Source organism: Massilia sp. Root351 (assembly GCF_001425045.1).
GTDB lineage: Bacteria > Pseudomonadota > Gammaproteobacteria > Burkholderiales > Burkholderiaceae_D > Rugamonas.
In genome coordinates, this window is record NZ_LMDJ01000008.1 from 13,895 (window position 1) to 26,478 (window position 12,584).

A 12,584-nucleotide genomic window follows, 5' to 3' on the forward strand; every position below is an offset into this window, starting at 1 on the left:
CCGCCGTGCCCGGGCGGCAACCGTAGCGAGGTGCGGCGCGGCGTGGAAAGCAATCAGCCGCCGGCGCCGCGCACCAGGTTATTCCGCAGCACTGCGGCGCTGCGGCGGGCAGACTCGGCGCGGGCCTGGTAGTCGGCAGCCGCCCCCGGCAGGCCGTTCGAATGCGCGTGTTCGGCCAGGCGGCGCGCCAGTTCTTCCTTTTCGTGGAGCGCCCGGATGGCCGACCACACGGCCTCCTCCACCACCCGGTCCTGGGTATGCTCCAGTGCCAGCGCGGTGAAGCTGTGGCCAGTGTGGCAGCGGTAGCGGGGGCGCGGCTTGCCGTTTGCATTGCCGCTGGACGCCGCGCCCGCCACGCGCTCCCTGACTTCCCACAGCGCGCCATGGCACTCGGGACAAGTGAACGTGGACGGGCGGGCGATGCGCTCCAGGTCACGCAGCTCGCCTTCACCGCCGGCGTAGCGGTTCTCCACGGCAATCCACTCCGGCACCTCGCGCGGCTTGCTTTCCATGGCTGCCTCCTTGCTCAAGTCCTGCGTGGCGTCCAGTTCGGACGGCGGAAGCGGCGCGCCGGCCAGGGTCAGCAACATGTCACCGATATCGTCGAGTTTCAAAACATAGTCCACCGCTACCCGCTCCAGCGCGCTCGACGGCATGCTCTCGGCAAATGCGTCGGACGGATCCTGCACGACGGCAGTCCCGCCGCAGGCCTTGATGGCTTGCAAACCAGCCGTGCCGTCATCCAGGTAGCCGGTCAGGATCACGCCGGTGGCGCCCGCGCCGTACGCGGCGGCGGCCGAGCGGAACAGCGGATCGATGGCGGGCCGGGTGTAGTTCTCCATCGCGCCGTACGTCAGCCGCACGCAGCCGATCGGGCCGTCGCGCGCCACCATCATGTGCCGGTCCGGCGGCGCCACCAGTATCATCGGCTGCGCCAGCAATTCCCCGTCGCGCGCATGGCGCACCTGCAGCGCGCAAACCTTGCGCAGCAGCGCCGGCAGGATGCTCTCGCGCGCGCCGATATGCATGACCACCAGCACCGGCGCGGGAAAGTCGGCCGGCAGCTTGCCCAGCACGCGTTTCAACGCATCCAGCCCGCCCGCCGAGGCGCCGATCACAATCACTTTGTCGGTGGCTGGCGTCATAGCCCGGAAGGATAGGTCTCGGGCGCTTCATCCATCGCCCACGAGGCCGACCGTTCCAGCGGCGGCACTGCCGTGCTGCGGTCGATATGGATCAGCGCGTCGAACTGGCGTACAGGGTCGGCACGGAAGTAGTGGCTGCGGCGTTCCGTCTCAGGCCGGTACACGACGCCGACGGCGCGTTCGATCAGCGTCTCGGGCAGGTGCGCCAGCACGCTGTCGCGTCCGCGCAGCGGCAACAGGAACTCATTGCCGGGCAGCGCCGCACCGCTGGCGTGCAGCAGGCGCTCGATGCTGTGCGGCAACGATGGCTGCACCGCTTTCAGCTCGGCCGGGCCGTCCCAATCGCTGGCGGCGGTCACGTTGCCGGTGTGGGTGGTGAAGCCGAGCAGGAAGGACTCGCCTGGCGGATAGTTTTCCCGCACCAGCTGGCCCAGGTTGATCTGGCCGCCCTCGCCCATCTCGGTGGCGCGCGCGTCGCCGATGTGCGAGTTGTGCGCCCACACCACGATCCTGGCCGGCGCCCGCCCCTTGCGCGCGCCCAGGTGCTGGCGCAGCGCCAGCAGCGTGTCGGCCATGTGGGTGTCGCGCACGTTCCAGGCCGCGTCGCCGTGCTGGAACATGGCCCGGTAATAGGTTTCGGCATTGCGCGCAACGCGCGCGTTCTGCTGCGCGTAGAACAGCTGATCCGGCACCGCCGCGCCGGGCCGCGCCATCAAGCGCGCCGCCTGCAGGCTCAGCTCGCGCAACTGGCCCACCAGTTCGTCCTCGCAATCGCGCGTCATGCCGAAGGTGGCGGCATAGCCGTAGCGCTGCGGAAAGTCGGCCATGTGGTCGATGCAGGCGTAGCGCTCGCGGGCGCGGCGCGCCGCGGCCGGGTCTTCCTTGTCCAGGTATTCGATCACGGCGTGCATGGACTTGCGCAGGCTGTACAGGTCCAGCCCGTAAAAGCCTACGCGCCGCGCCGGGTCGCCCGCCTGCGCATTATGCGCACGCAGCCATTCCACCAGCGCCACCACTTCCGTGTTGCGCCACATCCACTGCGGAAAGCGCTGGAAACCGCCCAGCGCGTCGGCCGCATTGATGTCGCCGTCGGAATGCTGCACGTAGCGGCTCACGCGCAGCGCGTCCGGCCAGTCGCACTCCACGGCGATGGCGTCAAAGCCGCGCTCGACCACCAAGCGCTTGGTGATCTCCGTGCGCAGGCGGTAGAACTCGGTGGTGCCGTGCGTGGATTCGCCCAGCAGCACGATGCTCGATGCGCCGATCTGCTCGAGCAGATGATCGTAGTGCGGGTCGTCCGCCAGCGGCAGCAACTCGGCGCGCAGCGCCAGGGCGGTGGCTGAAGCAGTCATGATGGCCTCCCTACCGCCATGATAGTCCCATCCATCGCGCCGCGCCACACGCCTTGCGCCGCACGCGATGCGGCGCAAGGCCGGCCTTCCGCGCCGCGCCTTGCTGTGCGACACTGTCGCCCTTGTGAACCGGAGAGCTTACAGATGTGGAATGGAGTGCTGTGCGGCCTGCTGGCCGGGGCCATGTGGGGCATGGTGTTCATCGTGCCGGAACTGCTGTCGGCGTTCTCGCCGGTGGAAATGGCGGTGGGCCGCTACATCGCCTACGGCGCCATCGCCTTCGGGCTGATGCTGCCGCGCCTGGGCCGCCTGTACGCGCGGCTCGAGCGCAGCGACTACGCGGCGCTGGTGCGCCATGCGCTGGCCGGCAACATCGTCTATTACATGCTGCTGGCGCTCGGCGTGAAGCTGGCCGGCGTGGCGCCCACCTCGCTGATCATCGGCGTGCTGCCGATCTCGGTCACGCTGATGGGCCGCAAGGACCACGGCGCACTGCCATTGCGCCAGTTGGCGCTGCCGCTGCTGGTGGCCGCTGCAGGCATCGCCTGCATCAATGTGGATGTGTTCATGCATGCCGGCAATGCAGGCCACCCCGTGCTGCAAACCCTGCTGGGCGTGCTGTGCGCCACCGGTGCACTGCTGTGCTGGAGCTGGTACACGCTGGACAACGCGCGCTACCTGAAGCGCAACCCGCATTTCACGAGTGCCGAATGGTCGGCGCTGTATGGCTTGTCCAGCGGCCTGATCGCGCTGCTGATCGGCGCCGCGGCCCTGGCCGTGTGGCACGGCGACGTGCTGGGCGCCGCCGGCAAGGCCAGCGGACGGGACTGGACCGTGTTCTGGATCACCAATTCCCTGCTGGCACTGGGCGCGTCGGTCATCGGCAACCACCTGTGGAACATCGCCAGCCGGCGCGTGCCGGTTACGCTGTCCGGCCAGCTGATCCTGTTCGAAACGCTATTCGCGCTGCTGTACGGCTTTCTCTACAAGCAACAATGGCCGCGTCCGCTGGAAGCGGCCGCCATCGTGCTGCTGGCGGTGGGCGTGATGTGGTCGGTGCGGGTGCACGCCATGGAGGAAGACCTGCCCCCGCCGTAAAACGGGCCGATACCGTTGCCGCTACTTCAGCGTCGCCTGCACCAGCGCGGCCATGGCCGCTCCGTCGGGCCGGCTGCGCAAGCCCTGCACCACCCCGTCGCGGTCGGCCGCGCTGCGGTTCTGGTTCGCCTTCCATTTGCCCTCGAGCGACGCCAGCGGAATCTCGATACCGACGATGGCTTTCATGGTTGCCGCCAGGAAATCCGGCGGGGCATCGGACAGTTGCCACGGCTGCGGCAGCCCGGCCTCGTGCACGGCGGTCAGGTCGCCCAGCGCACGGTGCAGCCAGGCGCCATCCTCGACCACGCGCGCGGCGCCGCGCGCCTGCACCATCGCGTAGTTCCAGGTTGGCACGACCTTGTGGTGCTCGGCCTTGCCGGCGTACCAGCTCGGGCTGATATAGGCGTGCGGCCCCTGGAACAGCACCAGGCATTCACCACCGTCGCGCAAGGCCTGCCAGACCGGATTGGCGCGCGCCACATGGGCCCGCAATACGCCGCGCGCGCCCTCCTCGGGGTACAGGATGAACGGAATCAGGTCGGCGCTGACGCTGCCGCCGCTGGCGACGATCAGCGTGCCCAGCGGGTGGGCGCGCAGCAGTGCGTGCAGCACCTCGGGGCGTTCTTCGAGAAAAGCGGTTTGGTTGTACATGACGGCTCCACAGTGGCGATGGCCCCAGTGTAACGAGGCTTGCGGCACGCGGCGAGAGCCAGGACGTGGTGGAAATGTGGAGCCAGCTACTCCAGCAGCCCGCTCTCGCACAGCACATCCTGCACCAGTTCAAGGCGCAGCACCGGGTTTTGCTGGGCCATCAGCAACTGCTTGCGGGTGGGCGTCATGCGCAGCAGCTCGCACCAGCGGTTGGCCACCCAGCCGGCGTCGTCCAGCTTGTACGGCGGCAGCAGGGGCATCTGGGTGGTCGGCAGCTGGCGCTTCTGCAGCGAGCGGATCACGGCGCCCAGCGCTTCGGCCACGTCCTGCTGCTCGCTGGGCACGGGCACCTGCATGTCGGGTTCCAGCATGTCCACTTCGCCCATCCACAGGCCGTGCTTGAGCTGGGAAGCCGAATTGATGCGGAAACGCTGCGTGCCCACGCAGGTCAGCTGAAGCAGGCCGGACATGGGAGAAGACCAGTCCACGATGCGGGCCATGGTGCCGATGTCCGTTAATTCCTCATGCTGCTCCGGGCGCTGCACTTCGCTGCCGGACGCGAGCGCCACCACTCCGAACTCTTCCGAACGGGCAATGCACTTCTTCACCAGGTCGAGATAACGGACTTCGAATACTTGCAGCGGCAAGTGTCCGTCTGGAAATAGTACTGTATTAAGAGGAAATAGCGGTATGGATGGCATCTTGCCATCATCGCACGAAATACGTCATGCCGCCGAGCAAAATTCTAGCGCCAGGGCGAGGAAACATGCAGGTTTTGTGGCGAATGCCACACTGTGATGCATAAATGAAAATATCCGGCAGGCCCACGCGGGCATGCCGGATATTTTTTGCAACAACAACCTGATTACTTAATCAGGAAGTCTTCCTTGTTTTTACCTTCCAGCCATTTCGGTGCGCGGCCACGGCCGGTCCAGCTTTGACCGGTGGCGGTGTCGCGATATTTCATCGGCACCGGTGCGCGTGGCTTGCTTACTTTTGCAGGTTTGGCCGTGCCAGCCAGATCAGCCAGGGTCAGACCGTGCTCGCGCATGATGGCGGCGATTTTCTCTTTAGCCGAATTCAGCTCGTCGCGGCGGGCGGATTCCGCCAGGTTTTGCAGTTCAGCGATTTTTGCCTGGTATTCCTGATAAGTGGTCATGACTCAACTCTTCCTCTATGGTTGATAAGAGATTCCCACAAAAGCGATGCGTGACAATCTGTGAGAATTCAAGACCGCAATTTACCACAAGAATACGCCCGCATTCTAGCTAAATATGAAACGGGAGGCATATTTTCCACGCCAGCGTTGAGCCATGTCCACACGCGCGTTCTAAACTATTTCTTTTTCCTGCGCAGTAACCAGGTAGTAATACCGGTTATAAAAAACAGCGCCGGCAACAATCCCGCCAGCGCCACCAGCCACTTCACCGAGGCGCCCCCGAGCTGGCCGGAATGCAGAGGGAACAGCGCGGCCAGGAAACGGTCGCCCGGCTTGCCGGATAAGGGATTGATGGCTTCCAGTATTTTACCGCTGCGCATATCGATGTAAATCCGCAGCGTGCCGGTACGCTGCCAGTCGTCGGCGCGGCGCAGGCGTGCAATGAATATTCCTTTGTCCGGCTGGCGCGAAATGCCGGCCATGGCGGCGCCGTCGCGCAAATACGGCGCGGCTATCGCCTGCGCCTGGTTCCAGCTAATCGCGGTTTCGCCTTTTTGCAAGGCTGGCCTCGCGATAGCGCGCCGCTCCGCGCCGGTTTGCGCCACGCTGCCGACCATGGAGCTGACCACTTCCGGTAATCCGTTGTAAAAGCCCGTCAGCGCCAGCAGCAGTAAAGGCAGCAGCGCCAACAAGCCGATGGAACGGTGCAAGTCGTAATGGCTGCGGTAAGTGCTCTGATTCAGTTTAATGCGCAGCGCGCGCAGCCATTGGCGCTTGGCTGGCCATGCCAGGTAAAGGCCCACTGCCAGCAGTACCGCAATAGCGGCGCCGATATAACCTTGCGCCAAACGGCCGGACTTACCCTGGAACATATTCAAATGCCAGGTCTGCATCATGGGCATCAGATATTGCGCGCCGAATCCCACGGCCGCCCGGTCGCGGCTGCCCAGCAGCGCGCCGTTGCAGGCATCCAGCAAGGCTTCGCCGGTTTCTATCCCGGGCGCCTTGAACGTGACGCGCCAGCTGCCGCCTTCGTGGCGCGGCAGGAACACGCCGCCGACGCGGGCTTTCGGCCACTGCGCTTGCACCGTCGCGGCGGCGGCGTCCGGCGTCAGCGGCGCGCTGCACGCCGCCGCAGGGGTGGAATGGAACAGCTGCGGATTGAGCGCTTCGTCGATCTCGTGTTCGAACACCAGCAGGGTGCCGCTGAGGCCCATCAGCACGAACAGCAGGCCCAGCGTAAGCCCGGCCCAGCGGTGCAGCCACGCCATGGCCGGACGGAACGAGATGCGGCGCAAGGGAACGGCTGCGGTGGACATTTTCTCTAAGCAATGATTCGGTCAATCCGCATCATAGCATTCGTGAGAATAGTTCTCAATTACCGGTATCACTCCGCTAGTGACGACCCGCCACCGCCGCGCGGTGCGCCAGCTCGCCCTGCCCGATCTCGGCCAGGATGGTACGCAGGCGCTGGTCCATCAAGCCGCGGCCCGAAATCGCCTGCGGCACCGCCAATTCCGATTCGGTATTCAATTCCAGCAGCACCGGGCCTTCCGGACACAAGGCCACGTCCCAATTCTGCAGGCGCAGGCCGGGGAACAGCGCACTGGCGGCGTACACCAGGCGCACCGCGCGCTGCCAGTCCGGCAAGGCAAAGCCCACCAGCTCGCGGCCGGTGCCGGGATGGCGGCTGATCTCGCCGCCCGGGCCCATGCGGCTGATCACGCGCCGCACCAGGCCGCTCTCCGGGTCGACATCGCCCAGGCAGTTGCCGTAGTCGCCGTGCGAGAAATTGTCGAGCATATTGCGGCCCACGGTGATTTTCCAGAACGCCGTGTGCAGCACCGGCCCGCCGGGCGTGACGAAACAGATGAAGCGCACGCAGCTCACCGCTTCCGACCCCGTCAGCTCCGTGATGGCCGGGTGCGCCTTGAGCGGGCGCTGGAACAGCATGCCGCCGTACGGCTCGAAATCGAAGGGCTGCAGAAACTGCGGCAGGCCGATCTCGCTGCCGTCCAGCAGGCGCAGGCGCTCGCCTTCCATGCCGGCCACGCCCAGGACGCCGCGCCCATAGCCGGCCGAGATCGGCTTGACATAGAAGGGGTAGACGTCGCCGCGCAGCCAGGCCAGCACCTGGTCTTTGCTGGTGAGCGCGGTTTCGCTGTCGATGCGGCGCCCTGCCGTGGTGTAGGTGGCCAGCGGCTCCGGGGCCGGGAAGCCGGCCGAGCGCAGGATCACGTGGTTGATCAGCTTGTCGTTTGCCAGCACGCGCGATTGCGGCGCGTTCAATTCGCGGTCCAGTGCGCTGCTCGCGCGCCAGCCGATAAATTCCGCACGCCTGGCGGGTGTCACGGAGTTGTGCCAGATGCCATAATCGAAATATTCGCTGATCCCGACCGGGGAACGGCGCAATCGAAGGCTGGCGGCCTCCCATACTTGCCGAAAAGCGGGTTTACCGCCCGCATCGCGCGCCATCCGCAACTTGCCTAGCAATAGACTCATCGAGACCTCCTCCGGAAGAGAGGAGACCAGTGTAATGCAAACTTTCACATGCCGGAGGTGGAAATGAAGAGTGTGGTTTTATTGTCGGGCCGACAAGTGCCGGCGCTGGGCCAGGGCACCTGGAACATGGGCGAAGATCCCACTTACCGCGCGCACGAGGTGGCCGCGCTGCAGCTCGGCATGGACCAGGGCATGACGCTGATCGACACGGCGGAAATGTACGCCGACGGCGGCAGCGAGGAAGTGGTGGGCGAAGCGATTGCAGGCCGGCGCGACGAGGCCTTTCTTGTAAGCAAAGTCTATCCGCACAACGCCAGCAGGGCCGGCGTGGTGGCGGCCTGCGAGCGCAGCCTGAAGCGCCTCAAGGTCGAGCAGATCGACCTGTACTTGCTGCACTGGCGCGGCTCGGTGCCCTTGGAGGAAACGCTGGCCGGCTTCATGGCGCTGCAGCAAGCCGGCAAGATCGGCGCCTATGGCGTCAGCAATTTTGACCTGGCCGACATGCGCGAAGCGCGCGCCCTGCCCGGCGGCGGCGCCATTGCCGTCAACCAGGTACTGTACAACCTGGCCAAGCGCGGCATTGAATGGGATCTGCTGCCGTGGTCGCAGCAGCAGCAAGTGCCGCTGATGGCCTACTCGCCGCTGGAATCGAATCCGCTGGAACAGCGCGCCATGCTGGACAACCGCAGCCTGCAAACGGTGGCACGGCGCCACGGCGCCACCCCGGCGCAGATCGCGCTGGCCTGGCTGCTGCGGCAGGACGGCGTGATCGTCATCCCGAAGGCCGCCAATCCCGACCACATCCGCCAGAACCGCGCCGCGCTCGATTACGAACTCAGCGCTGAAGACCTGGCCGAGCTGGACCAGGGCTATCCCCTGCCCCGCCGCCACAGCCCGCTGGCCATGCGCTGAGCAGGGCGGCCGGCGCTCAGATCGCCGGGCAGCCGCCGGCCTTGTATTTGCAGTGGCGGGCGATGACGGCGCGGATGATGCTCACCAGCTGGCAGGCGGCCGGCCCGGGGCGCTCGGCGTTGGCGATGATCAGCGACAGCGACAGCTTGCGCTTCTGTCCCACCCGCAGGCGCAGCGGCTTCAGCAGGCCGGAGGCGAGCTGGTGCTGGATCTTGTGCGTGGCCATCCAGGCAAAACCGAGGCCGGCGCACACCATCTCGGTGCGCGTGGCGGGGCTGGTGACGGTCCAGCGCTGGGCCGTGTTGAGCCAGCCGAAATCGCGCGTCGCGGACACGCCGCCGTCGCGCACCACGATGTGCAGGTGCCGCTCCAGGTCGTCCTCGTTCAGGTCGCGGTTCAGGCCGTGCAGCGGGTGGCTGGGGTGGGCCACGGCCAGGAACTCGATGTCCAGCAGCGCGTCGCCCAGGAAACCGCTGGGCACATAGTTGGCGATCACCACGTCGGCGCGCTTTTCGCGCAGCACGTCGTCCGAGGCCGACAAAATGGTTTCCTCCAGGTTCACCCGCGTGTGCCGCGCCAGCGGCTCGAACTCCTGCAGGATCTGGATCAGCAGTTCGCTGGGGAACAGGCTGTCGACCGCGAAGCGCAGTTCGGATTCCCAGCCTTCGTTCAGGCTGGCGGCCAGCTCTTCCAGCTGGAAGGCATCGTCCAGCAGCTCGCGCGCCTTGCGCAACAGGGTTTCGCCGTTCTGGGTAAGCCGGGCGCGGCGGCCGTCGATTTCCAGCAGTTCAATGCCCAGCTGCTCCTGCAGCTTGGCCACCATGTAGCTGACCGAGGACTGGCTGCGGTGCAGCGCTTCCGCCGCCTGCGCGTAGCCGCCGCATTCAACGATGGCTTGCAGCACCTGCCACTGCTCCAGCGTGCTCCGTGGAATTTTCATTATTTGCTTTGCATGACGTAAGTACCGTCCCAGTGGTCCGGCGGCGGTTCGGCCGCCAGGCGCAGGCAGCGTTCGATGTACAGCGCGGCCGCCTTGTCGCCGGGATTGAGCGCCAGCACTTCCTCGAACAGCTTGCGCGCCGCTGCCCACTTGCGCTGGCGGTAGTTGATAATGCCGTTGCGGAACAGGCCCATGGCGTCGATCAGGTTGGGATAGCTGTCTTCGGTGTGGTAGTCGAGCACCTCGTAGATCGCCACCGGCCTGGTCTTGCCCTGCACCACCACGATGTCCAGCTCGCGCGTGCGGTAGGTGCCGCGCAGCGCCCGGTAGGTGAACTCGCTGATCAGGATGTGGGCGCCGTACTGCTTGCAGGCCGACTCCAGCCGCGCCGCCAGGTTCACGCCGTCGCCGATGATGGTGTAGTCCATGCGCTTCTTCGAGCCGATATTGCCCGACACCACCTGGTCCGTGTTCAAGCCGATGCCGATATCGACGGTCAGCTTGCCGTCGCGCACGCGCTGCACGTTCCAGGCGCGCAGCTCGGCCATCATGGCGATGGCGGTGCGCACCGCGCGGTCCGGGTCGTCCTCGTGCGCCACCGGGATGCCGAAGGCGGCCATGATGGCGTCGCCGATGAATTTGTCCAGCATGCCCGCTTCGCGCTGGATGCAGTCCACCATCATGGTGAAGTATTCATTCAGCAAGGCCACCGTGCCCTGCGCGCCGAGCTGCTCGGTGATGGTGGTGAAGCTGCGCACGTCCGAGAACAGCACCGTGGCGTTGACGTTCTTGCCACCCAGCATTTCGGCGCCGTTGGCCACCATCTGGTCAGCGATGCCGGGGTCCATATAGCGCGACATGGTGGCTTTTAGCCGCTTTTCACTGGAGATATCTTCCAGCATCAGCATCCAGCCGATGCGCTTCTTCTCCACCGACAACAGCGGCTGCACGTTGAAATTGACGGAAATGGTGTCCTCGCCGACGATCAGCGGCGCGTCCATGAAGTGCTCGGCCACATGGTTTTCCTCCACCAGGCGCAGCTTGTCCAGCACCCAGGTGTTGGGGCCGGTGAAGAACTCCGCCGCCGGCCGCCCCAGCAGCTGGGCCGCCTCGGCGCGCAGGATGCGCAGGCCGGCCGCATTGCAGGTGACGATTTTCTCCTGCCCGTCGAGGGTGATGACGCCGTTGGACATCGACTCCAGCATGGCCTCGTTGTAGTTCTTCATCTGCTGCACGTCGGCAAACAGCTTGGCATTTTCCAGCGCGATCGAAATCTGCGCCGTGAACGCCCGCAGCCGCGATTCGTCCTCCAGGCTGAACGGACCGCCGCGCTTGTTCAGCACCTGCGTCACCCCTATGGTCTTGCCATGCTTATTGACGATGGGCACGCACAGGATGGAGCGCGTGAAAAAGCCGGTGCGCTTGTCGAACGCCGGGTTGAAGCGCAGGTCGGCATAGGCGTAGGGGATGTTGATGGTCTTGCCGGAGCTGAACACGGCGCCGGCGATGCCGGCCGTGTTCGGCAGGCGGATCTGCAGCGAGTCCAGCCCCTGCCCCACCTCCGACCACAGCTCGCCGGTCTTCTCGTCGTTCAGGAACAGCGTCGAGCGTTCGGCACTGAGCAGGCGGGTGGCTTCGCCCATCACGCGCTGCAGCAGCGAGCCGAGCTTGATGTCGGCGGTCACTTCGGACACCACGTCGATGAATTCCATCTCCTGGCGCCGCACTTTCTGCATGCTTTCCAGGAAACGCGCGCTTTGCAGCGCCAGCGTGCCCTGCGTGGTCAGCGCCGCCAGCAGTTCCAGATCCTTGCGGGTGAACTGGCCGCGCTGCTTGTTCAGCGTTTGCGACACGCCGATGATCTCGCCCTTGAAGGTGCGGATCGGCACGCACAGGATGTTGCGGGTGACAAAGCCGGTCTGCTCGTCGATGGCGCGGTTGAAACGCTGGTCGGCATAGGCGTCGGCAATCATCAGCGGCTCGCCGGTGGTGAACACGTGGCCGGCAATGCCGGAACTGTTCAGGAAGCGGATCTCACGCTGGGTTTCGCCCTGCGCCACGCGCGAGAACAGTTCATTGGTCTCCGGGTCGTTCAGGAACAGCGTGCCGCGCTCGGCCTCCAGCTCCTCGGTGGTCACCTCCACCAGCGCGGTGAGGATCTCGTCCAGCGTGTCGTAGGCCGCCATGCGGCGCGATACTTCCAGCAGCAGCTCGGCCATGCGCAAGCGCGACTGCGCGCCCGATGCCGCGCGCGGCAGGCCGCCCTGGCCGCGCTGCCTGCCCCCGCCGCCGGGGACGACGCCGCCCTTTGCCATATCGTTCATGCGGCCGCGCCTTCCAGCGCGCTGCGCAGCGCGCGTATGGTGTCCTGTAACTGCTGCACCTCGGCGCGCTGCGCGCTGGCGCTCTGCTGCTGCAGGCTGGCGTGCTCGGCGAGCGCGCGCTCCAGCCCGGTACGCAGCACCGCGATGGTGTCGCGCAACTGGGCGATTTCGGCGAGGGAAGCGGCCAGCGCGGCCTTGACGGCGTTGTCGCGCTCGCCGTGCGCCAGCTCCAGCGCATCGCGCAGCGACAACACGGTGGCGCGCAGTTGCTGCGTGTCGTTGTGCGCTGCGGCCTGCGCGTCCTGCACCTGGCGCTGGCGCTCGTGCTGGGCCTGTTCCAGTTCGGTGCGCAGCACAACGACAGTGCGCTGCAGGTCGCGCACTTCGGACAGGGCAAGACTGAGTGCGTCCGGCTCGGCGTGGATGGTGTTTGTCATGCAGCAATCATACCATCCGTCCCGGCCGGGGAAAACCGCGCTGCCGGCCCCGGCCGACGTCGCC

Annotated in this window: 12 protein-coding genes; 2 read left to right on the forward strand and 10 right to left on the reverse strand. The window is 66.0% G+C overall.

What is annotated here, in order from left to right; translation table 11 throughout:
- Positions 1-53: 53 nt before the first annotated feature.
- Positions 54-1,145 carry a chemotaxis protein CheB gene (locus ASD15_RS11770; RefSeq protein ID WP_057155067.1) on the reverse strand — a complete coding sequence of 364 codons (1,092 nt, stop codon included), beginning with the start codon at positions 1,143-1,145 and terminating at the stop codon, positions 54-56.
- Positions 1,142-2,497, reverse strand: coding sequence for an erythromycin esterase family protein (locus tag ASD15_RS11775; RefSeq protein WP_057155069.1), 1,356 nt, complete (start codon positions 2,495-2,497; stop codon positions 1,142-1,144). Before ASD15_RS11775 ends, ASD15_RS11770 begins: the two co-directional genes overlap by 4 nt.
- A gap of 144 nt (positions 2,498-2,641) precedes the next feature.
- On the opposite strand from ASD15_RS11775, the gene ASD15_RS11780 reads away from it, so the two are divergent.
- Positions 2,642-3,595, forward strand: coding sequence for a DMT family transporter (locus ASD15_RS11780; protein WP_057155071.1), 954 nt, complete (start codon positions 2,642-2,644; stop codon positions 3,593-3,595).
- Positions 3,596-3,616: 21 nt separating this feature from the next.
- On the opposite strand, the gene ASD15_RS11785 is transcribed toward ASD15_RS11780, so the two are convergent.
- The 5 genes from ASD15_RS11785 to ASD15_RS11805 form a co-directional block, all read right to left on the reverse strand.
- Positions 3,617-4,246, reverse strand: coding sequence for an FMN-binding negative transcriptional regulator (locus ASD15_RS11785; RefSeq protein ID WP_057155073.1), 630 nt, complete (start codon positions 4,244-4,246; stop codon positions 3,617-3,619).
- A gap of 86 nt (positions 4,247-4,332) precedes the next feature.
- Entirely contained in the window at positions 4,333-4,947 is a 615-nt protein-coding gene (locus ASD15_RS11790) for an LON peptidase substrate-binding domain-containing protein (RefSeq protein ID WP_057155075.1), read from the reverse strand.
- A gap of 164 nt (positions 4,948-5,111) precedes the next feature.
- Positions 5,112-5,405: an H-NS family nucleoid-associated regulatory protein gene (locus ASD15_RS11795; protein ID WP_057155077.1), complete on the reverse strand. Its 294-nt coding sequence runs from the start codon at positions 5,403-5,405 to the stop codon at positions 5,112-5,114.
- A gap of 176 nt (positions 5,406-5,581) precedes the next feature.
- Positions 5,582-6,724, reverse strand: coding sequence for a PepSY domain-containing protein (locus tag ASD15_RS11800; protein ID WP_057155079.1), 1,143 nt, complete (start codon positions 6,722-6,724; stop codon positions 5,582-5,584).
- A 76-nt stretch (positions 6,725-6,800) separates the two neighbouring features.
- Positions 6,801-7,757: a sugar-transfer associated ATP-grasp domain-containing protein gene (locus tag ASD15_RS11805; RefSeq protein WP_162249894.1), complete on the reverse strand. Its 957-nt coding sequence runs from the start codon at positions 7,755-7,757 to the stop codon at positions 6,801-6,803.
- 213 nt (positions 7,758-7,970) lie between these two features.
- On the opposite strand from ASD15_RS11805, the gene ASD15_RS11810 reads away from it, so the two are divergent.
- A complete protein-coding gene (locus ASD15_RS11810) occupies positions 7,971-8,819 on the forward strand; it encodes an aldo/keto reductase (protein WP_057155201.1) in 849 nt (282 codons plus the stop codon).
- 16 nt (positions 8,820-8,835) lie between these two features.
- Here the strand turns inward: ASD15_RS11810 and ASD15_RS11815 are convergent, their stop codons facing one another.
- From ASD15_RS11815 to ASD15_RS33155, 3 genes are read right to left on the reverse strand one after another with little or no spacing between them, the layout of a single operon-like run.
- Complete coding sequence (locus ASD15_RS11815; RefSeq protein WP_057155083.1) at positions 8,836-9,759, reverse strand: LysR family transcriptional regulator; 924 nt, start codon at positions 9,757-9,759, stop codon at positions 8,836-8,838.
- Entirely contained in the window at positions 9,759-12,083 is a 2,325-nt protein-coding gene (locus tag ASD15_RS11820) for a GAF domain-containing protein (RefSeq protein WP_200953960.1), read from the reverse strand. The genes ASD15_RS11815 and ASD15_RS11820 overlap by 1 nt, the downstream gene beginning before the upstream one ends.
- Entirely contained in the window at positions 12,080-12,520 is a 441-nt protein-coding gene (locus ASD15_RS33155; RefSeq protein WP_229418160.1) for a hypothetical protein, read from the reverse strand. The genes ASD15_RS11820 and ASD15_RS33155 overlap by 4 nt, the downstream gene beginning before the upstream one ends.
- Between the last annotated feature and the right edge of the window lie 64 nt (positions 12,521-12,584).